Source organism: Micromonospora sp. NPDC005206, assembly GCF_040608175.1.
Classification (GTDB): domain Bacteria; phylum Actinomycetota; class Actinomycetes; order Mycobacteriales; family Micromonosporaceae; genus Micromonospora.
In genome coordinates this window covers 24,456-51,402 of record NZ_JBEXHU010000009.1, presented here as the reverse complement: position 1 = coordinate 51,402, position 26,947 = coordinate 24,456, and the positions used below count along the sequence as shown (strand labels likewise).

Sequence of the window (26,947 nt, the reverse complement as noted above, 5' to 3'; positions counted from 1 at the left end):
TGACAGGATACCCACTACGCTGAGGGCGGTGACACCCGGCTGGGCGGGTGTCGGGTTCTGACTGGTGGGGGTAGGGCTGGTGGCCGAGACGCCGACGGATGCCGAGCGCAGGCGGGTGCTGATCGCCGAGGACGAGGCGCTGATCCGGCTGGACCTGGCCGAGATGCTGGTCGAAGAGGGCTACGAGGTGGTGGGGGAGGCCGGTGACGGCGAGACCGCCGTCCGCCTCGCCGAGGAGTTGAAGCCTGACCTGGTCATCCTCGACATCAAGATGCCGATCATGGATGGGTTGGCCGCCGCCGAGCGCATCGCCGGCGCCCGGATCGCCCCGGTGATCATCCTGACCGCGTTCAGCCAGCGTGACCTGGTGGAACGGGCCCGGGCGGCCGGCGCCATGGCGTACCTGGTGAAGCCCTTCCAGAAGAGCGACCTGGTCCCGGCGGTGGAGATCGCGCTGTCGCGCTACTCCGAGGTCGCCGCGCTGGAGGCGGAGGTCGCCGGCCTGACCGACCGCCTGGAGATCCGTAAGACGGTGGAGCGCGCCAAGGGCGCGCTGATGACCACGTACGGGATGACCGAGCCGCAGGCGTTCAAGTGGATACAGCGCACGGCGATGGACCACCGGATGACCATGAAGGAGGTCGCCGAGCGGATCCTCGCCGAGACCGCCGGCGGCGAAGTGGCGCAGCCAACCGTCTGATCGCCGCCTGCCTCCTGGTCGCGGCGGACGCCTCGGTGTCCGCGATCGGGGACCACCGCGCAGGGCCGGCAGGGCATAGCATCGACCCGTGACCGTCCGACGGGTGATCGCGGTGCTCGGCCTCTTCGCGCTGCTGGTCTCCGGCTGCGACGGTCCGGTCGAGCCGTCCGGCGGCGCCTCGACCGGCACTGGGCCGACGACCGCCGCCGCGCCGGCGCTCCGGCCGGGGTGGCAGCCGCTGACGTTGCCGGCGCCGCCCGGTGGTGCGGGCCGTCTGTTGCTCCGCGACGCGGCGGCCTGCGCGGGTCGCTGGTTCGTGGTCGGTGGTGTCGCCGACGCCGGTGGCGGCACCCGTCCGGCGGCCTGGACCAGCGTGGACGGTACGGCCTGGACGGTCGTACCGGTGCGTGCGGATTCCTTCTACGGCAGGCAGAACGTGCTCTCGTCGGTGGCCTGCCGCGACGGGAAGGCGGCGGTGATCGGCGCCAAGACCGGTGGGGCGCACGGCTATCCGCGGATCAGCACCTGGCGGCAGCTGCCGGACGGCGCGCTGGGCGAGGTGCAGGCGTCGTTCGAGACGTACGGCGGGCCGACGGCGGTGAACGTGTCCCGGTTGGCGGCCGGCGCGTCGGGCTGGCTGATCGTCGGCAACCGCTCGGCGGGCGCGGCCTCCTGGGTGTCGTCGCCGGCGGCGGCGGAGTTCGAGCTGGTGGAGGGCGCGCCGGAGCTGGCCAGCGATGCGGTCGGGGTGACCTGGGCGTTCGATGCGGTGGCGGCGCCGCCGGGCTGGCTGGCGGTGGGTGGCCTGCTGCCGGCCGGCCGGATCGACCGGGACCCGGCGGTGTGGTCGTCGCCGGACGGGCGGTCGTGGCGGCGCACCGTGCTGCCGGGCGGCCCGGAGTACGAGGAGTTGCAGCGCGTGGCAATCGTCGGTGGGGTGCCGGTGGCGGTCGGGTTGCGCGGGTCGACGTTCGGCGCGTGGCGGCAGGAGGGGACGGGCTGGGTGGCCGCCGGGGCGTTCGGTCGGCGGGCCGGGGCCGGGGTGCCGGCGGTGGCTTCGCTGGTCGTCGCCGGGGACCGGCTGGTCGCCGCGGTCGCCGACGGTGAGCGGTACTCGGTGTGGGCCTCGGCGGATCGGGGTGGGTCGTGGCGGGAGGTCGCGATGCCGCTCGATGTGCCCGCGGGGGTCGACCGGGACGTGGCACTTGTGGCGGTGGGTGACAGGTGGTGGTTGGCGGCGGACGACGGTTCGCGGTCCGCGCTGTGGTGGGCGGGCGGCCTGGTTGCCTGAGTGCCGGGGGTTGCGCAGCGCCTCGGCCTCGGGTTGCGGCGTGCCGAGCTGTTTTCGCAGGTCAAGGGGCCTTTCGTCCAGGTGCGGATGGTCCGGGTCGATGCGGGTGAGCTCCGACCGGCCGCGCGGTTAAGGACCGACCGACGGATTCACCTGTTACGGACATCGACAGGATTGCCCACGTCTTCGTAACGGTTTCGCAGACCCCCCGTTCAGGCCTTCCGGGAGGGTGTGCGGTGTCGGTACGCTCCGCCATCACGAGCCGTAACGCAGGGGGAGTCCCTGCGGGGTGGGTGGAATTGCGGGTTTGCTGCTGTCGCCGTCGCTTCGGGTCAGCCGCGTCCGCATCTGGAGGAGGTCAGGAAGCCGTGAGGCGAAGCTATGTACGGGCGCTGGGCACCGTTGCGCTCGCCGCGACCCTGGTGGTCGCGGCTGGTTGCCAGGATTCCGGTGGCGGCGATGGTGGGACCGCGTCCGGTGACTGCGGTGGCAAGATTGCGATCTTCGGCGCGTTCACGGGTGACAACGCGGGTCTGGTGATCCCGTCGCTGAACGGCGCGAAGCTCGCGGTGAAGCAGTTCAACGCGGCGAACCCGGACTGCAAGGTCACCATGCAGGAGTTCGACACCCAGGGTGACCCCGCGGTGGCGACCCCGTTCGCGAACCAGATCGCCGGGGACAACTCGTTCCTCGGTGTCATCGGTGGTCACTTCTCCGGTGAGTCGGACGCCACGATGCCGATCTACCAGGCCGCTGGCCTGGCGATGGTCAGCCCGTCGGCGACCCGGACGGACCTGACCCAGAAGGGCAACACGTCCTTCTACCGGGTGGTCGGCAACGACGGCACGCAGGCCGGCGCGGTGGCGAGCTACCTGAAGACCCAGAACGCGAAGAAGGTCTTCCTGGTCGATGACGCCAGCGCGTACGGCGCGGGCATCACCGAGGAGCTGGGCAAGCAGCTCGGCCCGCTGATCGTGAACAAGGACAAGATCCAGGAGCGGCAGGCGCAGTTCGACGCCACCATCTCCAAGATCAAGTCCGCGCAGGCGGACTTCGTCTTCTACGGCGGTTACACCCGTGAGGCCGCTCCGCTGGTGAAGCAGATGCGTGCCGCCGGTGTCCAGGCCAAGTTCGTCGGCCCGGACGGTCTCTACGACCCGGCGTTCCCGGCGGGTGCCTCCGGCGGTGCCGAGGGCGCGATCATCACCTGCCCCTGCCTCCCGGCTGACAAGGCCGGCGGCACCTTCTCCGCCGACTACCAGAAGGAGTACGGCATCCCGCCGGGCTCCTACGGTGCTGAGGGCTTCGACGGCGCCAAGATCTACCTGGACGCCTTCAAGGACGGCAAGAAGAGCCGGGCGGACATCCTGGCGTACGTGAAGGCGTACGACAAGCAGGGCGTGTCGAAGTACATCAAGTTCGATGCCAAGGGTGACGTCGACCCGTCGAAGGTCGTCATCTGGGCCTACCAGATCAAGGGCACGGCTATCGAGGCGCTGCAGGAGCTCAAGCTCAGCTGACGCCGCAGGCATTGGAGTGCGGCCGGGGTGTTTCACCCCGGCCGCACTCGATTCAAGGAGACCCCCGGTGCATTTCGATGAACTGATCGGCCATCTCGGCCAGCACACGGTCGACGGCCTGTCCAAGGGCGCCATCTACGCCCTGATCGCCCTCGGCTACACCCTCGTCTACGGCGTCCTTCGCCTGATCAACTTTGCGCACTCCGAGGTGTTCATGGTCGGTACCTTCGCGGTGCTGATCCTCTGGAACCAGCTCGGGGTGGAAAATAACCCGCCGGTCGGCCAGGCGATCCTGTTCCTGGTGCTCGGCCTGCTCGTCGCGGCGGCCGCCTCGGGCGGTACGGCTCTGGCCCTTGAGCGGATCGCGTACCGGCCGTTGCGGCGCAAGAACGCGCCGCCGCTGATCTTCCTGATCACCGCGATCGGTCTGTCGCTGGTCTTCGTGGAGCTCTTCGGGCAGGTGCTGCCCAAGCTGCTCGGTGGCGTGCTGCCGGCGGCGTTCGGCCGGCCCCGGCAGATCGTCGGTATGCCGACGATCATCCAGCAGGAGACCCTGTTCACCATCGGCAACACCGCGATCACGAACATCCAGCTGATCGTCTTCGTCGCGGCCGTGGTGATGATGGCGATGCTGGACTGGTTCATCAACCGCACCCGGTACGGCCGGGGTGTGCGGGCGGTGGCCCAGAACCCGGAGACCGCCGCGCTGATGGGCGTCAACCAGGAGCGCGTGATCATGCTGATCTTCGTGCTCGGTGGGATCATGGCCGGCGCCGCCGCTCTGTTGTGGAGCATGCGGTTCGGCTTCACCCAGAACAGCATCGGCTTCGTGCTCGGCCTCAAGGCGTTCACCGCCGCGGTCCTGGGCGGCATCGGTAACCTGCGCGGCGCGCTGCTGGGTGGCCTCTTCCTCGGCATCGTCGAGGTCTACGGCGCCACGCTCTTCGCGTCCAACTGGGAGGACGTCATCGCCTTCGTGGTGCTGATCGTGGTGCTGATGTTCCGGCCGACCGGTCTGTTGGGCGAGTCGCTCGGGAGGGCCCGCGCATGATCGACAAAATCCGCTCCGCTGACCGCCGCCGGGTGAACATGCTGACCACGGTCGGCGACCGCTGGCGGGCGCTGACGAAGTGGCAGCAGGCCCTCGGGCTGGCCGCCTTCGTGGCGATCCTCTACTACCTGCCGTTGCTCGGCATTCCGGGCCTGACCTGGTTGCGTACCGACTCGATCGAGGGCGGCAACAACTGGGCGGGTGTGCTCTTCATCTGCGCCATCTACGTGCTGGTCGCGATCGGCCTGAACGTGGTGGTCGGTCTCGCCGGCCTGCTCGACCTGGGCTACATCGGCTTCTTCGCCATCGGGGCGTACAGCGTGGCGCTGTTCGGTTCGGTGAACTCGCCGGTGGTGAAGTGGATCCAGCAGGAGTTCAACCTGCCGGCGACCTGGGCGGTGACCTGGGCGATCTGCCTGTTCATCGCGATCGTGCTGACGATGATCTCCGGGGTTTTGCTGGGCTGGCCGACGCTGCGGCTGCGCGGTGACTACCTGGCCATCGTGACGCTGGGCTTCGGCGAGATCATCCGGATCGTGGCCCGCAACGCCACCGGGCTGACCAACGGCCCGGTGGGCATCTCGGCCATCCCCGGTCCGGAGGGTGCGCCGTCGGCGGACAACAAGTACTTCGGTCTGATCGACGCGAAGCCCTGGTACTGGCTGGCGATCACCTTCGTGCTGGTCATGGTGTTCCTGGTCCGCCGGTTGGAGCGCAGCCGGGTCGGCCGGGCGTGGCTCGCAGTTCGGGAGGACGAGGACGCCGCCGCGGTGATGGGTGTGTACCCGTTCAAGTTCAAGCTCTGGGCGTTCGCCATCGGTGCGGCGCTCGGCGGCCTGTCGGGCTTCCTCTTCGGCAGCCGGAACGCGTTCATCGACCCGACCCAGTTCAACGCGAACCTGTCCATCCTCTTCGTGGCGATGGTCGTGGTCGGCGGTTCCGGCAACATGATCGGCGTCTCGCTCGGCGCGGTGCTGCTCGCGTATCTGCCGGAGCGGTTCCGCGACTTCGCCGACTACCGGTGGCTGGTGTTCGGTCTGGCCATGGTGCTGGTGATGATCCTGCGTCCGCAGGGCCTGATCCCCAGCCGGCGACGGGCCCGCGAGTTGAAGGACCGCGCGGCGGAGGCAGAGGAGGTGCCCGCTCATGTCTGACCAGACCACCAGCACGGCGACGCCGAAGATCCCGACCCAGCCGGGCCCGCGCTCGGTGCTGCTCGAGGTCGACGACGTCACGCTCCGCTTCGGCGGCGTGGTCGCCCTCGACAAGATCAATTTCCAGATCTACGAGGGCGAGATCCTCGGTCTGATCGGCCCGAACGGTGCCGGCAAGACCACCAGCTTCAACGTGATGACCGGCGTCTACAAGCCGACCTCCGGGGCGGTCCGGTTCCGCGGCCAGAAGGTGACCGGCCGCAAGCCGCACCAGATCAGCCAGCTCGGCATCTCGCGGACGTTCCAGAACATCCGTCTCTTCCCGGAGATGACGGCGATGGAGAACGTCATGGTCGGCACGGACTCCCGGCACAAGACGAGCGTGCCGGGTGCGCTGTTCCGAGTGCCCCGGTTGAAGGCCAAGCCGCACGAGTTGCCGCAGGTCACGGCCACGTCCGGGTTCGCCCGGACGTGGCAGGAGATCCGCCGGACGTGTGCCCGGACGTTCGGGCTGTCCCGGTACGTCCTGGAGGAGCGGGCCGCCGAGGCCAAGGCACTCGAGCTGCTGCGGTTCGTCGGGATCGCCGACCGGGCCAACGACGAGGCGCGCAACCTGCCGTACGGCTACCAGCGCCGCTTGGAGATCGCCCGGGCGCTGGCCACCGAGCCGAAGCTGATCTGCCTGGACGAGCCGGCCGCCGGCTTCAACCCGGCGGAGAAGGAGGAGCTCCTCACCCTGATTCGCAAGATCCGTGACATGGGCCTGACCGTCCTGCTCATCGAGCACGACATGCGGCTGGTCATGGGGGTCACCGACCGGATCGTGGTGCTGGAGTTCGGCCGCAAGATCGCCGAGGGTGCGCCCGCGGAGGTCAGCCGCGATCCGAAGGTGATCGCCGCGTACCTGGGGGAGCCCGCCGATGACGCTGCTTGAGCTTGAGAACGTCGCCGTCGCGTACGGCCGGATCGAGGCGCTGCACGGCATCAGCCTGAGCGTCAACGAGGGTGAGGTGGTGGCCCTGATCGGCGCGAACGGCGCCGGTAAGACCACCACCATGCGGGCCATCTCCGGAACCCGGTCGCTCGCCAGCGGAAAGATCACGTTCAACGGCGAGGACATCAGCAAGCTCCGGGCCGACCTGCGGGTGGTCCGGGGCCTGTGCCAGTCACCCGAGGGCCGGCAGATCTTCCCCGGCATGACGGTGATGGAGAACCTGGACATGGGGGCGTACACCCGGCGGGACTCCGCCGGCATCGCCTCCGACCTGGACCGGGTGCTGACCCTGTTCCCGCGGCTGGCCGAGCGGCGCAAGCAGGCCGGTGGCACGCTCTCCGGCGGCGAGCAGCAGATGCTCGCGGTCGGCCGGGCGCTGATGAGCCGGCCGAAGCTGCTGCTGCTCGACGAGCCGTCGATGGGTCTTGCCCCGTTGGTGATCCGGCAGATCTTCGACATCATCACGGAGATCAACCAGCAGGGCACCACGATCCTGCTGGTGGAGCAGAACGCCCAGCAGGCGCTGTCGCGGGCGCACCGCGGCTACGTGCTGGAGACCGGTCAGATCGTGAAGGAGGGGTCCGGTCAGGACCTGCTGCACGATCCGTCGGTCAAGGAGGCGTACCTCGGCGTTGCCTGAGCCATCCGACCGGCGGCCGGCCATCCCTCGCGGGGTGGCCGGCCGCCGGCTTTCGGGCCGGCGGTCGGTCCCGCCGTCGGACGCGCGGTGCCGCCACCCGGCGATGTCGGTGCGACGGACTAGAGTCGCTGCCGTGACAGCTACGACGCCGCGCCTGCTTCTCGTCGACGGACACTCCCTGGCATACCGGGCCTTCTTCGCCCTGCCGGTGGAAAACTTCTCCACCACGACGGGTCAGCCGACCAACGCGGTCTACGGCTTCACCTCGATGCTGATCAACGTGCTGCGTGACGAGCAGCCGACGCACATCGTCGTCGCCTTCGACGTCTCCCGCCGCTCCTTCCGCACCGACAAGTACGCGGAGTACAAGGCCGGCCGCAGCGAGACCCCGACCGACTTCAAGGGCCAGGTCAGCCTGGTCAAGGAGGTCCTGGCCGCGCTGCAGATCCCGGTGGTCGAGATGGAGGGCTTCGAGGCCGACGACGTCATTGCCACGCTCGCCTGCCAGGCCCGCGACCAGGGCATGACGGTGCTGATCAGCAGCGGTGACCGGGACGCGTTCCAGCTGGTCGACGACCAGGTCACCGTGCTCTACCCGCGCAAGGGCGTCTCCGACCTGGCCCGGATGGACCCGGCGGCGATCGAGGCGAAGTACGGCGTCGGGCCGCAGCAGTACCGGGACCTGGCCGCGCTGGTCGGCGAGACCAGTGACAACCTGCCCGGCGTCCCGGGCGTCGGCCCGAAGACCGCCGCCAAGTGGATCACCACGTACGGCGGGGTGGAGGGCGTGATCGCCCGCGCCGACGAGATCAAGGGCAAGGCCGGCGACAGCCTGCGGGAGCGGCTCGCCGACGTGATCCGCAACTACGAGATCAACCGCCTCGTCTCCGATCTGGAGCTGCCGCTGCGCCCGGAGGACACCCGCTGGGCCGGCTGGGACCGGGAGGCGGTGCACCAGGTCTTCGACACCCTGGAGTTCCGCATCCTGCGTGACCGGCTCTACCAGTACCTGGAGGCCGTCGAGCCGGAGGCTGAGTCCGGCTTCGACCTGACCGGCGAGGTGCTCACCGCGCCCGGCGCGCTGTCCGGCTGGCTGGCCGCGCACGTCCCGACCGGCACTCCGGTCGGGATGGCGGTCAAGCTCGACACCGGCCCCAACCGCCGGCACACCGCCTCCATCGTCGGTTTGGCGCTGGCCACCGCCGGCGGCGCGGCGGCCTGGGTCGACCCGGCGGGCCTCGACCCGGCCGACGAGGGCGCACTGGCCGGCTGGCTGGCCGACGCGCAGCGGCCCAAGGTCCTGCACGACAGCAAGCCGGCCGTGCTGGCCTGCGCCGCGCACGGCTGGGAGCTGGCCGGCGTCGTCCGGGACACCCAGATCGCCGCATACCTGGCCCGCCCCGACCAGCGGTCGTACGACCTGAGCGACCTGGCGCTGCGTTACCTGCACCGCGAGCTGCGGGTGGACGCGCCGGAGACCGGCCAGCTCACCCTCGACGGGCTGGGCGACGAGGGCGTGGCCGAGCAGAACCTCATGCTCCAGGCCCGGGCCACCCTCGACCTGGCCGACGCGATCGACGCCGAGCTGTCCCGCGACGGTGAGCAGTCCGCCCGGCTGATGGCCGGGGTGGAGCTGCCGCTGATGCGGGTGCTGGCCGACATGGAGAGCACCGGCATCGCCGCCGACACGCACTACCTGTCCGAGCTGGAGGCGCATTTCGCCGCCGAGGTGAAGGCCGCCGCGCAGGGCGCGTACGAGGCGGTGGGCCGGGAGTTCAACCTCGGCTCGCCCAAGCAGTTGCAGGAGATCCTCTTCACCGAGCTGGGCCTGCCCAAGACCAAGAAGATCAAGACCGGATACACCACCGACGCGGACGCCCTGCAGTGGCTCTACGCGCAGAACCCGCACCCGGTGCTGGCCCACCTGCTGCGCCACCGGGACGTGGCCAAGCTCAAGTCCACCGTCGACGGTCTGCTCAAGTCGGTCTCCGACGACGGCCGGATCCACACCACCTTCAACCAGACGGTGGCGGCGACCGGTCGGCTCTCCTCCACCGAGCCCAACCTGCAGAACATCCCGATCCGCACCGAGGAGGGCCGGCGGATCCGCCGGGCGTTCGTGGTGGGCGAGGGCTACGACTGCCTGCTGACCGCCGACTACAGCCAGATCGAGATGCGCATCATGGCGCACCTGTCGTCGGACGACGCGCTGATCGAGGCGTTCAACTCCGGCGCCGACTTCCACGCGGCCACCGCCTCGTCGGTCTTCGGAACGCCGGTCGACGAGGTCACCCCGGACCAGCGCCGCAAGATCAAGGCGATGAACTACGGCCTGGCGTACGGGCTGAGCGCGTTCGGGCTGTCCCAGCAGCTCAACATCGGCACCGAAGAGGCGCGCGGGCTGATGGAGAACTACTTCGCCGGTTTCGGCGGGGTGCGTGACTACCTGTACCAGGTGGTCGCCCGGGCCCGGCAGGACGGCTACACCTCGACCATTCTGGGTCGCCGCCGCTACCTGCCGGACCTGGGCAGTGACAACCGGCAGCGCCGCGACATCGCCGAGCGGATGGCGCTCAACGCCCCGATCCAGGGCTCGGCGGCCGACATCATCAAGCTGGCGATGTTGCACGTCGACACCGCGCTGAGCGAGGCCGGGCTGCGCTCCCGGATGCTGTTGCAGGTGCACGACGAGTTGGTCTTCGAGGTCGCGCCGGGTGAGCGCGAGGCGTTGGAGGCGCTGGTCCGGCGGGAGATGGGCGAGGCGTACCCGCTGTCGGTGCCGCTGGAGGTGTCGGTCGGCGAAGGCCGGGACTGGAACAGCGCTGACCACTGATCTCTGTCGTTGCGGTGGTGGGGGTTCCGGTGGTCGGTGCTGTTCTGCGTTGTGAATCAAAGTGGTGCGTCAGAGTGGTGGCGTCGGAGTGGTGGGTCAGCGGCCGGGTCCTCGGCGCTCCTTCGGGGGTGTGCCGTGCCGATCGAGGGCCCGCCGGGACGGGCCGCCCGGGGACGGAAGAGGACCCTTGAGGGGGTCGTGACCCCAGTTCATGAGCGACCAACGCCACTTGGTGTCGCGGACATTGCCGGAGGGGCGCTGGGCCATGTGCCGGCGGACGTAGCCGACCACCTTGCGCATGTGCTTGTAGTCGCCCTCCGACAGGTCGCCGCGCTTGCGCCGCAACAGGTCGATGATCTTCCGACCGGACTCGTGCCCCACCGACTCACCGCCGCCGGAGCGGCCGCCCTTGTGCCAGCCGACCTGCTTCGACTCGCCGCTCTCCAGCCACTTCGACAGCTCGCCCGGCTTCATGTTCACCGCGTCGGTGAACTCGCGGTAGGTGTCGCCGGCATCGTCACTCCCGCTCACGGCGCAGCACCTCCGGTCGGTGGGCGACGTCGCGGCCCGAGTCGTCGTTGCGGATCCGGTACTGCGGCTCGTCCTCGGTCGCGTTCACGGCGTGGCCGCGTACGTGCGTCCGGTCGGTCAGCTTCTCCTTGACCACGCCGCGCGCCCGGCCGCTGTGACTGGCCCAGGAGACGTGGTCGCCCTCGCGGAATTCCCTCTGCTCGGCCATACGCTCCGGCTACCCGGCACCGACGGGGCGAAACGGCCAGCCGAAGCGGCCGACTACGGCGTGATCTCGGCGATCGGCAGCTTGATGTCGAACGGCTCGGTCAACTCGATCACGTCGGCGCCGTCGGCGACCAGCTCGTACTGCCGCTCACCGCCGGGCCCCACCCGGTCGCCGATCCGGTACGCGTAGACGTGCACCGGGTTCTGCTCGATCCGCCAGTAGAAGGGGATGCCGGCGGCGGCGTACTCACCCGGCTTGGCGAACAGGTCGATCCGCCGGGTGCCCGGCGAGACGATCTCCACGGGGTGGGGGTCGCACCGCGCGTGCGACGCGGTCATGCGGTGGGCTTCTCGGTGACGAAGATGGCGGTGCCGGGGAAGAGCCGCCCGCGCAGCGGGCTCCACTGCCCCCAGATCCCCTCGTGCCCCGCCGGCCACTCCGGCTCCACCAGGTCCAGCAGCCGGAACCCGGCGCCGACCAGCTCCCGGATCCGGTCGCCGAGGGTGCGGTGCTGCTCGACGTAGGTGGCCACACCGGATTCGTCCTGCTCCACATAGGGGGAGCGGTCGAAGTACGAGTGCACGGCGGTCAGCCCACCCTCACCCGGGTCGTCGAGGAAGATCCAGCGCATCGGGTGGGTGACCGAGAAGACCCACCGGCCGCCGGGGCGCAGCACCCGGTGCACCTCGGCGAGCAGGGTCGCCGAGTCGTCCACGAACGGGATCGCGCCGAACGCGGTGCAGGCGACGTCGAACGACCGGTCGGCGAACGGCAGGGCGAGCGCGTCGGCCTGCACCAGCGGTACGCGTACCCCGGTGCGGTCGGCGGCTTCCGCGGCGTGCCGCAACATGCCGGCGGACAGGTCGAAGGCGACCGGCCGGGCGCCCTGGGTGGCCAGCCAGCGGGCGGCGGCCGCGGCGCCGCAGCCCACCTCCAGCACCCGGCGCCCGGGCAGGTCACCGAGCAGCCGGGCGTCGGCCTCGCGCAGCCCCTCGGGGCACCAGACGAAGTCCACGTCGCCGAGGAACGCGCCGTGCTCGGCCTGGTAGTCGTCGGCGTCGGTGTCCCACCAGCCGCGGTTGGCCCGCCGGGCCTCGGCGTCACCCACCCGGCGCCGGGTCACCCGGCTGTCGTCATCCACCCGCTCACGCTAGGCCCCGTCGCGGCTGTGGAGGGCGATGGGCCGGCCGACCCGCCGACGCGGCGGCGTCGCCGACCGGACGCCCGTTCGGTGGTGCTGTCGGGTCAGGTGTGACGGACGAGACAGCAGGGGCGGTTTCCGGGCGATTGTTCGGCTTTCGCAGGTCATCGCAGGGCGAGAAGCCGGGAGGGCTTGCACGCTGTGGTAATGCGCACGGTAGGCTAGACGATGCGCTCGCGGATCGCGTTGCCTCGGCAGGGAGCAGGTGCGCGGTCGACGGAGCCACATCATGATCTCACTAGGCGATCGTTCGGTGTGCCCGGCGACGGATCCGCTGGCGCGAACAGGTCACCGCGACACCAGCCTGCTGTGACAACCCATCCGACCGGAGCAACCGCCCACATGACGAGCAGCATCGAGGCCCCCTCGAGCGCCACCCGGGTCACCCACGACGATCTCGGTTCCGAGGAGGCTTTCCTCGCCGCGATCGACGAGACCATCAAGTACTTCAACGACGGCGACATTGTCGAAGGCACCGTCGTCAAGGTCGATCGGGACGAGGTCCTGCTCGACATCGGCTACAAGACCGAGGGTGTCATCCCCTCTCGGGAGTTGTCGATCAAGCACGACGTGGACCCCGCCGAGGTTGTGACGGTTGGTGACCACATCGAGGCCCTTGTCCTCCAGAAGGAGGACAAGGAGGGTCGTCTGATCCTCTCCAAGAAGCGGGCGCAGTACGAGCGGGCCTGGGGCACGATCGAGAAGATCAAGGACGAGGACGGCGTCGTCCGCGGTTCGGTCATCGAGGTGGTCAAGGGTGGCCTCATCCTCGACATCGGGCTGCGCGGCTTCCTGCCCGCGTCCCTGGTCGAGATGCGGCGCGTGCGCGACCTGCAGCCGTACGTCGGGCGGGAGCTCGAGGCCAAGATCATCGAGCTGGACAAGAACCGCAACAACGTGGTTCTGTCCCGCCGGGCCTGGCTGGAGCAGACGCAGTCCGAGGTGCGCACCGAGTTCCTCAACAAGTTGCAGAAGGGCCAGGTCCGCAAGGGCGTCGTGTCCTCGATCGTCAACTTCGGCGCGTTCGTGGACCTTGGCGGCGTCGACGGTCTGGTGCACGTCTCCGAGCTGTCCTGGAAGCACATCGACCACCCGTCCGAGGTCGTCGAGGTGGGCCAGGAGGTCGAGGTCGAGGTCCTGGACGTCGACCTGGACCGCGAGCGGGTCTCGCTGTCGCTGAAGGCGACGCAGGAGGACCCGTGGCGGCAGTTCGCCCGCACCCACGCGATCCAGCAGATCGTGCCGGGTAAGGTCACCAAGCTGGTGCCGTTCGGTGCGTTCGTCCGGGTGGACGACGGCATCGAGGGCCTGGTCCACATCTCCGAGCTGGCCGAGCGCCACGTGGAGATCCCGGAGCAGGTCGTCCAGGTCGGCTCCGAGGTCATGGTCAAGGTCATCGACATCGACCTGGAGCGCCGCCGGATCTCGCTGTCGCTCAAGCAGGCCAACGAGGGCTTCGTCGAGGGCGAGGAGCACTTCGACCCGACCCTCTACGGCATGGCCGCGACGTACGACGCCGAGGGCAACTACATCTACCCGGAGGGCTTCGACCCGGAGACGGGCGAGTGGCTCGAGGGGTACGACAAGCAGCGCGAGACCTGGGAGAGCCAGTACGCCGAGGCCCGTCTGCGCTGGGAGGCCCACACCAAGCAGGTGCAGACCTCCCGGGCCGCCGACGCCGAGGCCGCTGCCAACCCGACTCCGGCCGTCCCGGCCGCTGGCGGCACCACCTCCACGTCCAGCCCGGCCCCGAGCCGGCAGGCCGAGGAGCCGGCCGGCACGCTGGCCACCGACGAGGCGCTCGCCGCTCTGCGGGAGAAGCTCGCCGGCGGTAAGTGACCCGCTGAACGACGACGGGCCCCGTCCCCGCGATCTTCGGATCGTCGGGGGCGGGGCCTTCGCCGTATCCCGCCCGCCGGTCCGGTACACGATCGGGTCGCGCTGAGCGAAGGGCACCCCGGCCGGGCCACCGTGCCGCTGGTCCCGCGCCCGGCCCGCAAGATCGTGGAAAGAGGGGCCTCCCGCTGGCCAGGTGACCACTACATCCAGGATCGAGCATGATCTCGCCACCGCCCGCCGTGCGCGGGTGGGTTTGGCGGCGGGGACCGAGATCCGGTTGACTGGTCCGGTGCTGAGAGTGGGATTGACCGGCGGGATCGGGTCGGGCAAGAGCGCGGTGGCCGCGCGGCTGGTCGAGCGGGGCGCCGTGCTCGTCGACGCCGACCGGGTGGCCCGGGAGGTCGTCGCGCCGGGCACCGAGGGGCTGGCCGAGATCGTCGCCGCCTTCTCCGAGCGGGTGCTGGACGCTGAGGGCGCGCTGGACCGCGCCGCACTGGGCGCGGTGGTGTTCGCCGACGAGACCGCCCGCCGCCGGTTGGAGGCGATCACCCATCCCCGGGTCCGGGCCCGCACCGCCGAGCTGGTCGCCGCGGCCGCACCCGACGCGATCGTCGTCAACGACGTACCGCTGCTGGTGGAGGTCGGTCTGGCGCCCACGTACCACCTGGTGGTCGTGGTGCAGACGGCCGTGCCGTCCCGACTGGAACGGCTGGCGCGCGACCGGGGGATGGACCGCGCGGAGGCCGAGCGGCGGATCGCCGCGCAGGCCGACGACGCCCGTCGCCGCACGGTGGCGGACGTGGTGCTGACCAATGACGGCAGCCCCGCGGCGCTGCACGCCGAGGTGGACAGGCTATGGCACCAGCGGCTGCTGCCCTACGAGCGCAACCTGCGTGAGCGGCGGGTGGTCCCGCCGGGCCGGGTCGACCGGGCCGAGGCCGACCCGACCTGGCCCGAGCAGTACGAGCGGCTGGCCGCGCGGATCCGGCACGCGCTCGCCCCGGCCGACCTGCGGATCGACCACGTCGGCGCGACCGCGGTGCCCGGCGTCGCCACCGAGGACGTCATGGACGTGCAGGTGGCCGTGCCCAGTCTCGCCGACGCCGACGGGACGCTGGCTGACCGGTTGGCGAACGCCGGGTTCCCGCGGGTCCCGGGGCAGTGGTGGGACGATCCGCGCCCGGCCGGCAGCGGCCGGTGGGAGAAGCGGCTGCACGGCAGCGCCGACCCGGCCCGCCCGGTGCGCCTGCACGTGCGGGTGGCCGGATCGCCGGGCTGGCGGTACGCGCTGCTGATGCGCGACCACCTGCGCGCCGATCCGGGCCAGCGGGCCGTGTACCTGCTGCTCAAGCGGGAATTGGTCGACGCGGCGCCGGTTGTCGGCGGTCCCGGTACGGCCGGCGACCCCCGGTTCGACGAGGAGTACCTGCGCGCCGAGCAGTGGGCCGCGCAGACCGGCTGGCGGCCGTAGGGACTGTTTCGGTCAGGTGGTGGCCGCGGAGCGGGGCACCGGCGCGAGCCGGGGTACCGAAGCGGGATTGAGGTCGAGTTGTGCCCACGTGCCGGGGGCGGTGCGCAGCTCCAGCCGGCGCAGCGACCCGTTCCGGTCGATCCAGTAGCGCAGGAGCGCGTCCGCCGTGCGCAGCTCGACGACGTCCACGGTCCGCCCGGCGGCGACGTCCTCGCGTACCCGCACGGCCGCGCCGCGCTGCCCGGCCGACCCGGCGGCGGCCACCGCCGCGCCAACCAGCAGGCTGAGGTCGTCCGTACCGGACCGGGTGAACCGCCACGCCCCGGCCGGGGGCGGCAGCGGCGGCCGACCCGGCGTCTCCGCAGTGCCACCGCCACCGGCCGCGGCCGGTACGTCCGCCCGGGCCAGGCCGGCGGTGTCCCGGCGGAGCAGGGTCCGGCGATCCGGTACGCCCAGATCGGCCACCGCCAGGTACGCGGTGCGCGCGGTCCAGCTCAACCAGCCGGCGCCCCGCAGGTTGGTGTCCGTGCCCACCGGGGCGGTCAGCGTCAGCGTGGCCCCGCCCTGCGCGCGCAGCCGGGCCGGCAGGCGGCTGAGCCGGTCCCGTTCGGCGTCGGTCAGCGCGCGGGGCAGCCCCGGCCGGCCACCGAGCGCGTCCACCGGCCGCAGCGTCGGCCGGTCCGCCCGGTTGAGGATCACGGTGACCGGCCCGACGCCGGGCAGCTGGGCGACCAGCTTGTGCAACCGGCTGTCCTGGTCGAGCCAGTAGCGGGTCTGCCCGTCCGGGTCGGCCTCGACGCCCGGCGGGCCGGCCGCCGCGCTGCCCGGTGCCGGGTTGCCGCTGGCGGGTGCGCCGCCCGGCAGCGGCGCCTGCAGGATGTCCACCGGGCCGGCGGCGACGGTGTCCCGGGCCACCCAGCGGGCACCGCCGTCGCGCAGTGCCTGAGCCGGGTCCGGGCGGTCGGCGGCGAGGCCGAGGAGCAGGTCGAGCACGGGAGCCAGGCCCGCGCCGGGTGCCAGGTGGTGCAGCCGCCAGTGGTCCGCCGGCGGCACCAGTGGGGGCGCGGCGGGGGTGGGCACCGCCGACGGGTCCGGCCGGATCACCAGCAACGGGCCGACGCTCTGCAACAGGCCCCGCTCGACGCCCGCGCCCGGCCCACCCACGTCGAGGTAGAGCAGCGGCCGCGACCAGTCCACCCACCCCACGAGTTCGGTACGGGCGGCACCGGTGCCGACCGTGACGCGGACCCCGGCGCGCAGGTCCCGCAGGTTGGTGACCCGCATCGCGGCCAGTCGCTCGCCCTCGGCCACGGTCAGCGGCCGGGCGGGCTCGGGTGGGTCGGGCGCCCAGCTCAACAACCCGATCACCAGCGCGGTCGCGGACGTGAGCGCGGTCAGGCCGAGCAGCAGGAGCACCGTCCGGCGGCGGCGGCCGGCTCGGGCCGGGCCGGTGGTGTCGGCGGCCGGGTCGGTGGCGCCGGCGGGGCGGGGCGTGCTGCTGGTGTCGCGCGTCGGGTTCGGAGAGGTGTCCACGGATGTGAAACGGGCCGGGCGGCGGCGGGGTGACGAGCACGGTCGGGTGGCGTCGCCGGAACGAGCAGGGGCGCTCGCGGCGGCCGGTCAGCGCCTCGAGCGCGACCACACCGGTGCGCACGCCGGACGCGCCGGGTGCTGCGACCGCTGTGCCGGGGGTGGCCGGCCGAGATGACGGCCTGGGCCACCGGCCCGGTCGGCCGCCGCGAGCGGCCTACAGCGAGAGCCTAGCGCCGGTGACATGTGCCACACAATGGGAATATTGAAGCTGATCACGTAACCGCCGTGACGGCCGTTCCTGTCGGACCTCCGGCGTACCGTTGAGGTCATGGCGCTCGACATTCCCCGGCTGGACAGCCGCTTCCAGGTCGTCAGTGACTTCCAGCCGGCCGGCGACCAGCCCGCCGCCATCGACGACCTTGAGCGTCGCGTTCGGCGTGGCGACCGCAACACGGTGCTGCTCGGCGCGACCGGCACCGGCAAGAGCGCCACCACCGCGTGGCTCATCGAGCGGCTGCAGCGCCCGACGCTGGTGCTCGCCCCGAACAAGACGCTCTGCGCGCAGCTGGCCAAGGAGTTCAGCGAGCTGCTGCCGCACAACGCGGTCGAATACTTCGTCTCCTACTACGACTACTACCAGCCCGAGGCGTACATTCCGCAGACCGACACCTACATCGAGAAGGACTCCTCGATCAACGAGGAGGTCGAGCGGCTGCGGCACTCGGCGACGATGTCGCTGCTGACCCGCCGCGACGTGATCGTGGTGGCGACCGTGTCGGCGATCTACGGCCTGGGCACCCCGGAGGAATACCTCGACCGGGCGGTCCGGGTCGAGGTGGGCCAGGAGCTCGACCGCGACAAGCTGCTGCGCCGGCTGGTCGACATCCAGTACACCCGCAACGACATGGCCTTCAACCGCGGCACCTTCCGGGTCCGCGGCGACACGTTGGAGATCATCCCGGCGTACGAGGAGCTGGCTGTCCGCGTCGAGATGTTCGGCGACGAGGTGGAGAAGCTCTACTACCTCAACCCGTTGACCGGTGACGTGGTCCGGGAGGTCGACCAGCTGGTGATCTTCCCGGCGACGCACTACGCGGCCGGCCCGGAGCGGATGGAGCGGGCCATCCGCGACATCGAGGTGGAGCTGGCCGAGCGGCTGGCCGAGCTGGAGCGGCAGGGCAAGCTGCTGGAGGCGCAGCGACTGCGGATGCGCACCACCTACGACATCGAGATGATGCGGCAGGTGGGCTTCTGCTCCGGCATCGAGAACTACTCGATGCACATGGACGGGCGGCTGCCCGGCAGCCCGCCGCACTGCCTGCTCGACTACTTCCCGGACGACTTCCTCACCGTCATCGACGAGTCGCACGTGACGATCCCGCAGATCGGCAGCATGTACGAGGGCGACGCCTCGCGTAAGCGGATGCTCATCGACCACGGTTTCCGGCTGCCCAGCGCGGCCGACAACCGGCCGCTGCGTTTCGACGAGTTCCTGGAGCGGGTCGGCCAGACGGTCTACCTCTCGGCGACTCCGGGCCCGTGGGAGTTGGAGCAGGCCCAGGGCGAGTTCGTCGAACAGGTCATCCGCCCCACCGGGCTGATCGACCCGGAGGTCGTGATCAAGCCGACCAAGGGCCAGATCGACGACCTGATGCACGAGATCAAGCTGCGCACCGAGCGGGATGAGCGGGTGCTGGTCACCACGCTGACCAAGAAGATGGCCGAGGATCTGTCGGACTACCTGCTGGAGAACGGCATCCGGGTGCGCTACCTGCACTCGGAGGTCGACACCCTGCGCCGGGTGGAGCTGCTGCGCGAGCTGCGCAAGGGCGAGTACGACGTGCTGGTCGGCATCAACCTGCTCCGCGAGGGGCTGGACCTGCCCGAGGTGTCGCTGGTGGCGATCCTCGACGCCGACAAGGAGGGCTTCCTGCGCAGCGGTCGGTCACTCATCCAGACCATCGGCCGGGCCGCCCGTAACGTCTCCGGCCAGGTGCACATGTACGCCGACAAGATCACCCCGTCGATGGCGGCCGCGATCGACGAGACCGATCGGCGTCGGGCCAAGCAGATCGCGCACAACGAGGCGCACGGGATCAGCCCGGAGCCCCTGCGCAAGAAGATCCACGACATTCTGGACGACATCTACCGCGAGGCGGAGGACACCGAGAACTCCCGGGTCGGGGGCGCGGTGCGCCAGCTCTCCCGGGGCAAGGCGCCGGTCAAGGAGACCCGCAGCCGCAGTCGGGCCGCCGCCACCACCCCGTCCCGGGAGGGGATGGCCCGTGCCGACCTCGCCCAACTCATTCAGGAGCTCAACGACCAGATGCTGGCCGCCGCACGCGAGCTGCAGTTCGAGCTGGCGGCCCGGATCCGCGACGAGGTCGCCGACCTGAAGAAGGAGCTGCGCGGCATGGACGCCGCCGGCGTGAAGTGACGACCACGCCAGCGGGCCGAAACGGCAGGTACGGGCCGGTCCGACCGGTCCACCGTGGGCGATTCGGCGGTTGCGCTACGCGAGCGTGGTATTGCACTGGGTGATCGTCCTGCGTACTCTCCCTCGGTGGGGAGGCGGGGATGCCGGTGCCAACAAGTCCTGTCATTCGACGTGTGCGGCTCGGCGCCGAGCTGCGCCAGTTACGCCGGCGCGAGGCGCTGACCCTGGAGCAGGTCTGCGACCGGCTGGGCTGGGCGTCGACGTCGAAACTGTCCCGCATCGAGCTGGGCCAGAGCCGCCCGGACCTCGCCGACGTCCTGGACCTGCTCGACGTCTACCAGGTGCCGGCGCCCGCCCGGGACGCGCTGATCGTGATCGCCCGGGACGCGGCCACCAGCCACGGCTGGTGGAAGACGCTCGGCGAGATGAGCGAGCGGCAGCGCACCTACGCCGAGCTGGAGGCGGGTGCCGCCCACATCGTCGAGTACCAGCCGGCGGTCGTGCCGGGGCTGCTCCAGACGCCGGCGTACGCCCGGTTGCGGGTCGCCGCCGGTGCCATGCTCACACCGGAGATCGACGTGGAGGCCGAGGTGCGCGCCCGGGCGCTGCGACAGGAGGTGCTGCGCCGAGCGGACCCGCCGCGCTACACGGCGGTGCTGGCCGAGGCCGTCTGCGACCCGGCTGAGCTGGCGGTTCCGGTCTGGCGCGAGCAGCTGCGGCACCTGGTCGCCGTGAGCGGGCTGGCGCACGTGACGGTGCGGCTGCTGCCCCGCAGCGTGGCCGGCGACGGGCTGCACCCGCTCACCCCGTACTCCTGCTATGCCTTTCCCGACCCGGCGGATCCGCGGACGGTGATGCTGGAGGCGTTGACCACCGACGTCCGGTTGACCACCCCGCTCGACGTCGACCGGTACGAGCGGATGACCGAGGCTCTGCTGACCGCCGCGCTGTCACCGGAGGAGACGGTCACCGCGCTGGCCCGCCGCGTCGGCGAGTGAGGGCACGGCGCGACCACCGGGCCCGGCGCCCCCGAGCCCGTCGGGACCGGCGGCCGGCGCGTGCGGTGGGCACGATAGCCGCGCGGTACGACAGCTCCGCTCAGGCCGGCACGTCGATGAAGTGCTCGACCAGGGGCGGCCCGGCGAAGTACGGCCCGATCAGCTCGCGCCACCGCTCGAACCGCTCGGTGGCCCGGAAGCTCTCCTCGTGCGCCTCGACCGAGTCCCATTCGACCAGTAGCACGAATCGCGTCGGGGACTCGATCCCCCGGTTCATCCGCACCGACCGGCAGCCGGGCGTCCCGGCGAGCACCGGGTGACCCTGGGCGTACGCGGCGGCGAACGCGTCCTCGTTTCCGGGCAGTACGTCGATCAGCGCGACCTCAAGCACCATGGTGGAGAGCCTCCCACGACGGGTCGGCCGAGTGGTGTCGTGGGGTCTGTTCCGGTGTCGACACAGACCCTAGGGTGGCACTGTGATGATCGACTGGCTGACCGGCACCGCGTTCCGGGTGGCCGGCACCGGCACCACCTGGGCGGAGCTGTTGGGGTTCGCCACCGGCGTGCTGAACGTCTGGTTGGTGGCCCGGCAGCGGATCTCGAACTGGCCGATCGGCATCGCCAACGTGCTGCTGCTCATGCTGCTGTTCTGGACTGCCGGCCTGTACGCCGACGCCGGGCTCCAGGTCGTCTACGTCGCGCTCGGCTGCTACGGCTGGTGGCAGTGGCTGTTCGGTGGCGAGCGGCGGACCCGGCTCACGGTGAGCCGGACCGGGCGGCGGGAGTGGCTGGCGCTGGCCGTCGTCGGGGTGCTGCTCACCGGGGCGCTCTGGGCGCTGCTGGACCGGGCCACCGACTCCACCGTGCCGCTGCCGGACGCGCTGACCACGGCCCTGTCCCTGCTGGCGACGTACGGCCAGACCCGCAAGCGGGTGGAGAGTTGGTGGCTGTGGATCGCCGCCGACCTGATCTACATCCCGCTCTACGCGTACAAGGGCCTGCACCTGACCGCCGTCCTGTACCTGGTCTTCCTGGCCCTCTGCGTGCTCGGGCTGCGCGCCTGGCGGGCCGACCTGCGCCGGGCCGCCGGGCCGACCGCGGTGCCGTCCGGGCCGGCGCCGGTCAGCGCGTGACCGGGCGGGCACCGGGCCACCCGTCGGCACCGACGCCGAGGTCGCCCGGACGGGCGTCGAACCCGGAGTTCGGGCACGGGATGGTGGTGGGGAAGTTCTATCCGCCGCACGCCGGGCACCACGCGCTGATCGAGGCCGCCGCCGCCCGCTGTGCCGCGGTCACCGTGGTGGTGGCGCCATCGCGCCGCGAGTCCATCCCGCTCGAGGCGCGGCTGGAATGGCTGCGGGAGGCGCACGCCCACACCCCGTGGGTCCGGTTCGTGGGTCGGTACGACGACCACCCGGTGGACTACGCCGACCCGGCGGTCTGGGACGCGCACTGCGCGGTGTTCCGTGCGGCGGTCGGACCGGAGGCGGTGGACGCGGTCTTCTCCTCCGAGGCGTACGGCGTGGAACTGGCGCGGCGCTTCGACGCCGTACCCGTGTCGGTGGATCTGGACCGGCGGACCGTGCCGGTCTCCGGCACCGCGGTGCGCGCGGACCCGGCGGGTCACTGGCGATGGCTGAGCCCGCCGGTGCGCGCCTGGTTCGTCCGGCGGGTCGTGGTGGTCGGCGCCGAGTCGACGGGCACCACCACGATGGCAGCGGCGCTGGCCGCGCACTACCGCACCGACTGGGTGCCGGAGTACGGCCGGGAGTTGACCGCCCGCAAGCTGGCCCGGCTCCGCGAACGCTCGCCCGGGGCGAGTGTGTTCGACGTCCGTTGGGACCGGGGCGACTTCCGCACGGTGGTCCGCGAGCAGCAGGCGGCCGAGGACGCGGCGGCCCGATCGTCCGGGCCGCTGTTGTTCTGCGACACGGATGCGCGGGCCACCGCCGTCTGGGAGGAGCGCTACCTCGGCAGCGCGTCCCCGCAGGTCCGGGCCGCGGCACGCCGGCCGGCGCTGTATCTGCTGACCGACCACCGGGACGTGCCGTTCGCCGACGACGGTCTGCGCGACGGGGAACACCTGCGGGGCTGGATGACCGAGCGGTTCCGCACCGAGCTGGTGGGGTGCGGCGTGCCGGTGGTGGAGCTGACCGGACCGCACGCCGAGCGGCTGGCCCGTGCGGTGGCGGCCTGCGACGCCCTGCTCGCCACCGGCTGGTCGCTCACCGACCCCCTTGTCGCACCTGACACGCACTAGCCTCCTAGGACGCCCGAGGGGACGTGTCGGACGCTATTCCCGTTCGGCGAGTGGGCGGTGACACCGAATGCCCGGGGTGCGATCACACCGCGTGGTGGGGGAGAATGGCCATCGAGGAGGGGAGTATTCCCTCGCGACGGAGTCGTCAGCACGGTCGATCGCCGGAACGTCGGCGGCCCCCGACCCGGCCCCGTCGGTCGCCGCCCGCTCGCGGGAGGCGGCGGAAGAGACCTCCGACAGTCACCAGAGTGAGCGTCAGCGGCACACCGGCCCTTTCGGGGGCGTACGGTGTGCCCGACGCCGCGTGTCTGCCGGAGGAATGAAGTTGGACGTGTCCGGATTGGTGTGGGCGGGGACTCTCGTCGCACTGACTGCGGTTCTACTCGTCGACCTGTTGATCATCGGTCGGCGTCCACACGAGCCGAGTGTGCGCGAGTCGAGCCTCTGGGTCGCCTTCTACGTCGGCCTGGCCCTGCTCTTCGGCGCCGGTCTCTGGCTGACCTCCGGGGCGAGCGCGGCCGGGCAGTTCTACACCGGCTGGCTCACCGAATACAGCCTCTCGGTGGACAATCTCTTCGTCTTCGTGATCATCATGGCCCGCTTCGGGGTGCCCCGGCAGTACCAGCAGAAGGTGCTGCTGGTCGGCATCGTGCTGGCGCTGGTGATGCGCGGTGGGTTCATCGCCGCCGGCGCCGCCCTGATCTCGCAGTTCTCCTGGGTCTTCTACATCTTCGGCGCCTTCCTGATCTACACGGCGGTCAACCTGGCCCGGCAGGGCGAGCCGGACGAGGACGAGTTCTCGGAGAACCTGCTGATCCGGTGGAGCCGTCGGGCGCTGCCGATCTCCAAGAGCTACGACGACGCGAAGCTGACCACCCACGAGAACGGCCGGCGGCTCTTCACGCCGATGCTGATCGTCATGATCGCGATCGGTACCACCGACCTGATTTTCGCGCTGGACTCCATCCCGGCGATCTTCGGCATCACCCAGGAGCCGTACCTGGTCTTCACCGCGAACGTCTTCGCGCTGATGGGCCTGCGTCAGCTCTACTTCCTGCTCGGCGGCCTGCTCGACCGGCTGATCTACCTGAGCTACGGGCTGGCCGTGGTGCTCGGCTTCATCGGGGTCAAGCTGGTGCTGGAGGCGCTGGCCGACAACAACCTGCCGTTCATCAACGGCGGGGAGCACGTGGGGTGGGCGCCGCACATCCCGATCTGGCTCTCCCTGCTGGTCATCCTCGGCACCCTGCTGGTCGCCACGATCGCCAGCCTGATGAAGTCCGCCCGGGACCGACGCCGCGAACTGGCCGAGGCTCGACGCTGACCCGCGCCGGCCGGGTGCGGGGACGCGCCCGGCCGGTCAGACCCGGTGCGCGCCGACCAGGGTGGCGGTCCGATCGGCCGGCAGCGGCTCCTCCACCACTCGCCGCCGCCGGTAGCAGGCGTGCAGCATCCGCCGGTTCTCGTGGTCGCCGGGGACGGCGGTGACGATGCCGATGTGATGGATCTTGCGGCCGGGTCGGGCGAAGAAGTAGAGGTCGCCTGGGCGCTCCTCGCCCAGCGGCAGTGGTGTGGTCGCCTGGGCCTGGTCGTCGGCGTCGCGGGGCAGCAGTACCCCGAAGCGGCGCCAGGCCAGGTGCACCAGCCCTGAGCAGTCGATGCCGTACGCGGAGAGCCCACCCCAGACGTAGACGACGTGCAGCAGCCGCTGCGCCACCGCGAGCGCGTCGGCGGCGTTGGGCGGCGTGGCCGGCGCGCAGGTGAGCTGACCGTCGGGCAGCCAGAGGGGCGCGGCCTGGCCGGGGACGTGCACCGGCTGCCAGCCGTCGCGCACCGGGCCGGCCGGGACGAGGCGGGTGCCGACGACCACGCCGGGCAGCACCACCGGCCCGTTCGGCGCGGCGCGCAGCCCGGTGACCGTGGCGTCCACCACCAGGGGGCGGCCGGTGACGGTCGGGTCGACGGGGGCCAGTTGATCGACGGGCAACCAGCCCGGGTAGCCGCGCGGGTCCAGCTTCGCGGCGGGTTGCTCGACGGCGACCACCCGCGCCCAGCCGTCCGGGCGCAGCTCGCTGATGTGCACCCGCTCGCCCAGCAGCAGCTGGCTCAGCACGCAGTCGCCGACCTGTTGGTCGGTGTCCAGGCCGGAGACCCAGGTCGGGATGTCGGCGCGCGCGGTCAGCGCCGGCTGATCCACCGGGCGGACCGCCTCGGGGGAGGTCCACATCGTCGCCACCGCGACCCGGACGACGGCCTCGCGGCCCGGCTGCAGCTCCACGTCAACCCCCAGCTCGTGTCCGCTGTCTCTGGAACCCTATGAAAGAAACCAACGATCATCAACTGCGGGGCTGCATCTTTACTTCAGCCAGGCCCGAGATGCCCAGGCCGGGAGCGTCCGGCAGCACCACCGTGGCGCCCTCGTAGCGGAGGCCGCCATGCACCGGTGACCAGGCCAGCCACCAGGCGGCGTCCAGGTCGGCGACGGCGGTGGTGCCGTACGCGCCGACCAGGCTCGCGGCCGCCCCGATGCCGACCTGGGTCTCCATCATCGACCCGACCACCGTGCCGAGCCCGTGCGCGGCGGCCAGCTCCAGCAGGGTGCGCGCCGGTTGCAGCCCGCCGGCCTTGGCCAGCTTGACGTTGACCAGGTCGGCGGCCCGTCGACGGATCACCTCCACCAGGTCACGGACCCCGAAGACCGCCTCGTCGGCCAGGATCGGCACGGACACCCGGTCGCTGACCCACGCGAGCCCGTCCAGGTCCCAGCGGGCCACCGGCTGCTCCACCAGCTCCACGTCGAGCCCGGCGTCCTCGATGCCGCGGATGACCCGCACCGCCTCCCGGGGCGTCCAGCCCTGGTTGGCGTCGAGCCGGATCCGGACCCCGGCGCCGACCGCCGAGCGGACCGCCCGGACCCGGTCCAGGTCGCCGGCCGCGTCGGTGCCGACCTTGAGCTTGAGCACGCCGAAGCCGTCGGCCCGTCGCTGTCGCGCGGCCGACGCCAGGTCCGCCGCGTCGCCCGCGGCCAGCGTGACGTCCGTGGGCACCCGCAGCGTGGTGCCGCCGAGCAACCGCACCAGGGGTACGCCCAACCGTCGGGCGGCCAGGTCGTGCAGGGCGACGTCGACCGCTGCCTTGGCCGCCTCGTTGCCGACCACCGCGCGCTGCACCTCGGCGCAGCGGGCCACCAGGTCGTCCGGGTCGCGCCCGGTGAGCAGGGGTCCGAGCAGCTCCCGTACGCACGCCTCGGCGCCAGCGACCGACGCGCCGGTGACCTGCCAGACCTGCGGCGCCTCGCCGAAACCGGAGCGGCCGTCGGCGTCGACCAGTTCGACGACCAGCGTTTCCACAGTGGTGGTACGGCGCAGCGCGGTGACGAACGGGGTGTGTAAGGGGGCGGAAACCCGGTGGGTGCGTACCGCCGAGATCGTCATGTGGGGCACCCTATACGCAGGCGCGCGGCGGGAGGGGAGACCGGATGACCGGGCGGGACTGGGAGATGGTGGGCGCACCGAACGCGCGTGACCTGGGCGGCATCGTCGGCGCCGACGGCCGGCGGGTGCGCCCCGGGCGGTTGATCCGGACTCCGGCGCTCGGCCGGCTCACCGACGAGGACCTGCCGGTGCTCGCGAAACTCGGCCCGGCCTGCGTGGTCGACCTGCGTGACGGCTCGGAGATCGCGGTGGCCCCGACGGACCGGCTGGTGGGCGAGCCGCAGGTGGTGCACCTGCCCGTGCACGACCCGGAGCACCCGGTCTTCACGTACGTCTCGGCGGTGCTGCTCGGCCACGACCTCGACGCGTACGCGGAGCTGGCCCGGCAGGGCACGGCGGCGGCGATGGCCGCGATCTACCGGTGGTTCGTCACCGGCGAGTCGGCGCGGGTCGGCTTCGCCGAGGCCGTGCGGCTGGCCACCCAGTCGGAGAACCTGCCGCTGATCTACCACTGCTCGGCCGGCAAGGACCGCACCGGCTGGCTCACCGTCATCCTGCTGACCGCCCTCGGGGTGGACGAGGCGACGGTCCGCGCCGAATACTTGCGCAACAACGCGCTGACCGACAGCCTGCGCGCGGTGATCGTCGAGGCGATGCGGCGCCGCCAGCCCGAGCTGGACGTCGAGGCGGTGCTGCCGGTGCTGGAGGTTCGCCCCGAGTACCTCGACGCCGGCTACCAGGAGGTACGCCGGGTGCACGGCTCGTTCGACGGCTACCTCCGCGACGGCCTCGGGCTGCCCGACGAGGTCCTGACGGCGCTGCGGGAGAACCTGCTGGAGTGACCGGTGCGCC

At 71.4% G+C, this 26,947-nt stretch carries 24 protein-coding genes; 16 read left to right on the top strand and 8 right to left on the bottom strand.

Features of this window, described 5'->3' with window-relative positions; translation table 11 throughout:
* The first annotated feature begins 79 nt into the window (after positions 1-79).
* From ABZU69_RS15105 to polA, 8 genes are all read left to right on the top strand, one after another.
* Positions 80-700 (top strand): response regulator, encoded by a 621-nt coding sequence (locus ABZU69_RS15105; RefSeq protein ID WP_089019813.1) that lies wholly within the window; start codon positions 80-82, stop codon positions 698-700.
* An 88-nt stretch (positions 701-788) separates the two neighbouring features.
* Entirely contained in the window at positions 789-1,991 is a 1,203-nt protein-coding gene (locus tag ABZU69_RS15100) for a hypothetical protein (RefSeq protein ID WP_354964926.1), read from the top strand.
* 368 nt (positions 1,992-2,359) lie between these two features.
* On the top strand, positions 2,360-3,511 hold the full coding sequence (locus ABZU69_RS15095; protein ID WP_354964925.1) for a branched-chain amino acid ABC transporter substrate-binding protein: 1,152 nt from the start codon (positions 2,360-2,362) through the stop codon (positions 3,509-3,511).
* Between the two features lie 67 nt (positions 3,512-3,578).
* The gene (locus ABZU69_RS15090) at positions 3,579-4,562 is read left to right on the top strand and encodes a branched-chain amino acid ABC transporter permease (protein ID WP_354964924.1); all 984 of its coding nucleotides are present in this window, start codon (positions 3,579-3,581) and stop codon (positions 4,560-4,562) included.
* The gene (locus ABZU69_RS15085) at positions 4,559-5,716 is read left to right on the top strand and encodes a branched-chain amino acid ABC transporter permease (protein ID WP_354964923.1); all 1,158 of its coding nucleotides are present in this window, start codon (positions 4,559-4,561) and stop codon (positions 5,714-5,716) included. The genes ABZU69_RS15090 and ABZU69_RS15085 overlap by 4 nt, the downstream gene beginning before the upstream one ends.
* Positions 5,709-6,650: an ABC transporter ATP-binding protein gene (locus tag ABZU69_RS15080; RefSeq protein ID WP_354964922.1), complete on the top strand. Its 942-nt coding sequence runs from the start codon at positions 5,709-5,711 to the stop codon at positions 6,648-6,650. The genes ABZU69_RS15085 and ABZU69_RS15080 overlap by 8 nt, the downstream gene beginning before the upstream one ends.
* Positions 6,637-7,350 (top strand): ABC transporter ATP-binding protein, encoded by a 714-nt coding sequence (locus ABZU69_RS15075; RefSeq protein WP_354964921.1) that lies wholly within the window; start codon positions 6,637-6,639, stop codon positions 7,348-7,350. The genes ABZU69_RS15080 and ABZU69_RS15075 overlap by 14 nt, the downstream gene beginning before the upstream one ends.
* Positions 7,351-7,483: 133 nt before the next feature.
* On the top strand, positions 7,484-10,183 hold the full coding sequence (polA, locus tag ABZU69_RS15070) for a DNA polymerase I (RefSeq protein ID WP_354964920.1): 2,700 nt from the start codon (positions 7,484-7,486) through the stop codon (positions 10,181-10,183).
* Positions 10,184-10,279: 96 nt separating this feature from the next.
* On the opposite strand, the gene ABZU69_RS15065 is transcribed toward polA, so the two are convergent.
* Genes ABZU69_RS15065 through ABZU69_RS15050 form a run of 4 tightly spaced genes read right to left on the bottom strand, consistent with a single transcriptional unit; the run spans position 10,280 to position 12,063 of the window.
* A complete protein-coding gene (locus ABZU69_RS15065) occupies positions 10,280-10,714 on the bottom strand; it encodes a DUF3140 domain-containing protein (protein WP_354964919.1) in 435 nt (144 codons plus the stop codon).
* The gene (locus tag ABZU69_RS15060; protein ID WP_354964918.1) at positions 10,701-10,922 is read right to left on the bottom strand and encodes a DUF2945 domain-containing protein; all 222 of its coding nucleotides are present in this window, start codon (positions 10,920-10,922) and stop codon (positions 10,701-10,703) included. The genes ABZU69_RS15065 and ABZU69_RS15060 overlap by 14 nt, the downstream gene beginning before the upstream one ends.
* Positions 10,923-10,975: 53 nt before the next feature.
* Entirely contained in the window at positions 10,976-11,260 is a 285-nt protein-coding gene (locus tag ABZU69_RS15055; RefSeq protein ID WP_354964917.1) for a Uma2 family endonuclease, read from the bottom strand.
* Positions 11,257-12,063 carry a class I SAM-dependent methyltransferase gene (locus tag ABZU69_RS15050; RefSeq protein ID WP_354964916.1) on the bottom strand — a complete coding sequence of 269 codons (807 nt, stop codon included), beginning with the start codon at positions 12,061-12,063 and terminating at the stop codon, positions 11,257-11,259. Before ABZU69_RS15050 ends, ABZU69_RS15055 begins: the two co-directional genes overlap by 4 nt.
* A gap of 402 nt (positions 12,064-12,465) precedes the next feature.
* Between ABZU69_RS15050 and rpsA the strand changes: the two genes are divergently transcribed.
* Both rpsA and coaE read left to right on the top strand, forming a co-directional pair.
* Positions 12,466-13,962, top strand: coding sequence for a 30S ribosomal protein S1 (gene rpsA, locus ABZU69_RS15045; RefSeq protein WP_354964915.1), 1,497 nt, complete (start codon positions 12,466-12,468; stop codon positions 13,960-13,962).
* Positions 13,963-14,251: 289 nt separating this feature from the next.
* Positions 14,252-15,433 carry a dephospho-CoA kinase gene (gene coaE / locus ABZU69_RS15040; protein WP_354964914.1) on the top strand — a complete coding sequence of 394 codons (1,182 nt, stop codon included), beginning with the start codon at positions 14,252-14,254 and terminating at the stop codon, positions 15,431-15,433.
* A 12-nt stretch (positions 15,434-15,445) separates the two neighbouring features.
* On the opposite strand, the gene ABZU69_RS15035 is transcribed toward coaE, so the two are convergent.
* Positions 15,446-16,966 carry a hypothetical protein gene (locus ABZU69_RS15035; RefSeq protein ID WP_354964913.1) on the bottom strand — a complete coding sequence of 507 codons (1,521 nt, stop codon included), beginning with the start codon at positions 16,964-16,966 and terminating at the stop codon, positions 15,446-15,448.
* Between the two features lie 328 nt (positions 16,967-17,294).
* On the opposite strand from ABZU69_RS15035, the gene uvrB reads away from it, so the two are divergent.
* Both uvrB and ABZU69_RS15025 read left to right on the top strand, forming a co-directional pair.
* Positions 17,295-19,403 carry an excinuclease ABC subunit UvrB gene (uvrB, locus tag ABZU69_RS15030; RefSeq protein ID WP_354964912.1) on the top strand — a complete coding sequence of 703 codons (2,109 nt, stop codon included), beginning with the start codon at positions 17,295-17,297 and terminating at the stop codon, positions 19,401-19,403.
* 140 nt (positions 19,404-19,543) lie between these two features.
* Positions 19,544-20,401, top strand: coding sequence for a helix-turn-helix transcriptional regulator (locus tag ABZU69_RS15025; protein ID WP_354964911.1), 858 nt, complete (start codon positions 19,544-19,546; stop codon positions 20,399-20,401).
* A gap of 100 nt (positions 20,402-20,501) precedes the next feature.
* Here the strand turns inward: ABZU69_RS15025 and ABZU69_RS15020 are convergent, their stop codons facing one another.
* Complete coding sequence (locus ABZU69_RS15020; RefSeq protein WP_354964910.1) at positions 20,502-20,795, bottom strand: antibiotic biosynthesis monooxygenase family protein; 294 nt, start codon at positions 20,793-20,795, stop codon at positions 20,502-20,504.
* A gap of 85 nt (positions 20,796-20,880) precedes the next feature.
* On the opposite strand from ABZU69_RS15020, the gene pnuC reads away from it, so the two are divergent.
* From pnuC to ABZU69_RS15005, 3 genes are all read left to right on the top strand, one after another.
* Positions 20,881-21,534 (top strand): nicotinamide riboside transporter PnuC, encoded by a 654-nt coding sequence (gene pnuC / locus ABZU69_RS15015; protein WP_354964909.1) that lies wholly within the window; start codon positions 20,881-20,883, stop codon positions 21,532-21,534.
* A gap of 80 nt (positions 21,535-21,614) precedes the next feature.
* Positions 21,615-22,661, top strand: coding sequence for an AAA family ATPase (locus ABZU69_RS15010; RefSeq protein ID WP_354965117.1), 1,047 nt, complete (start codon positions 21,615-21,617; stop codon positions 22,659-22,661).
* A gap of 325 nt (positions 22,662-22,986) precedes the next feature.
* A complete protein-coding gene (locus ABZU69_RS15005; protein ID WP_354965116.1) occupies positions 22,987-23,985 on the top strand; it encodes a TerC family protein in 999 nt (332 codons plus the stop codon).
* A 36-nt stretch (positions 23,986-24,021) separates the two neighbouring features.
* On the opposite strand, the gene ABZU69_RS15000 is transcribed toward ABZU69_RS15005, so the two are convergent.
* Together ABZU69_RS15000 and ABZU69_RS14995 are read right to left on the bottom strand one after the other, a co-directional pair.
* On the bottom strand, positions 24,022-24,939 hold the full coding sequence (locus ABZU69_RS15000; RefSeq protein WP_354964908.1) for an NlpC/P60 family protein: 918 nt from the start codon (positions 24,937-24,939) through the stop codon (positions 24,022-24,024).
* 58 nt (positions 24,940-24,997) lie between these two features.
* Positions 24,998-26,095 carry a dipeptide epimerase gene (locus ABZU69_RS14995; protein ID WP_354964907.1) on the bottom strand — a complete coding sequence of 366 codons (1,098 nt, stop codon included), beginning with the start codon at positions 26,093-26,095 and terminating at the stop codon, positions 24,998-25,000.
* Positions 26,096-26,139: 44 nt separating this feature from the next.
* Between ABZU69_RS14995 and ABZU69_RS14990 the strand changes: the two genes are divergently transcribed.
* Complete coding sequence (locus ABZU69_RS14990; protein ID WP_354964906.1) at positions 26,140-26,937, top strand: tyrosine-protein phosphatase; 798 nt, start codon at positions 26,140-26,142, stop codon at positions 26,935-26,937.
* The last annotated feature ends 10 nt before the right edge of the window (positions 26,938-26,947 follow it).

Excerpts from the sequence above, each read along its gene's own strand:
- ABZU69_RS15085 (WP_354964923.1), top strand. The coding sequence starts at position 4,559 with ATGATCGACAAAATCCGCTCCGCTGACCGCCGCCGGGTGAACATGCTG.
- ABZU69_RS15080 (WP_354964922.1), top strand. The coding sequence starts at position 5,709 with ATGTCTGACCAGACCACCAGCACGGCGACGCCGAAGATCCCGACCCAG.
- ABZU69_RS15075 (WP_354964921.1), top strand. The coding sequence starts at position 6,637 with ATGACGCTGCTTGAGCTTGAGAACGTCGCCGTCGCGTACGGCCGGATC.
- ABZU69_RS15060 (WP_354964918.1), bottom strand. The coding sequence starts at position 10,922 with ATGGCCGAGCAGAGGGAATTCCGCGAGGGCGACCACGTCTCCTGGGCC.
- ABZU69_RS15055 (WP_354964917.1), bottom strand. The coding sequence starts at position 11,260 with ATGACCGCGTCGCACGCGCGGTGCGACCCCCACCCCGTGGAGATCGTC.
- rpsA (WP_354964915.1), top strand. The coding sequence starts at position 12,466 with ATGACGAGCAGCATCGAGGCCCCCTCGAGCGCCACCCGGGTCACCCAC.
- uvrB (WP_354964912.1), top strand. The coding sequence starts at position 17,295 with ATGGCGCTCGACATTCCCCGGCTGGACAGCCGCTTCCAGGTCGTCAGT.
- ABZU69_RS15025 (WP_354964911.1), top strand. The coding sequence starts at position 19,544 with ATGCCGGTGCCAACAAGTCCTGTCATTCGACGTGTGCGGCTCGGCGCC.
- ABZU69_RS15020 (WP_354964910.1), bottom strand. The coding sequence starts at position 20,795 with ATGGTGCTTGAGGTCGCGCTGATCGACGTACTGCCCGGAAACGAGGAC.
- pnuC (WP_354964909.1), top strand. The coding sequence starts at position 20,881 with ATGATCGACTGGCTGACCGGCACCGCGTTCCGGGTGGCCGGCACCGGC.
- ABZU69_RS15010 (WP_354965117.1), top strand. The coding sequence starts at position 21,615 with ATGGTGGTGGGGAAGTTCTATCCGCCGCACGCCGGGCACCACGCGCTG.
- ABZU69_RS14995 (WP_354964907.1), bottom strand. The coding sequence starts at position 26,095 with ATGACGATCTCGGCGGTACGCACCCACCGGGTTTCCGCCCCCTTACAC.
- ABZU69_RS14990 (WP_354964906.1), top strand. The coding sequence starts at position 26,140 with ATGACCGGGCGGGACTGGGAGATGGTGGGCGCACCGAACGCGCGTGAC.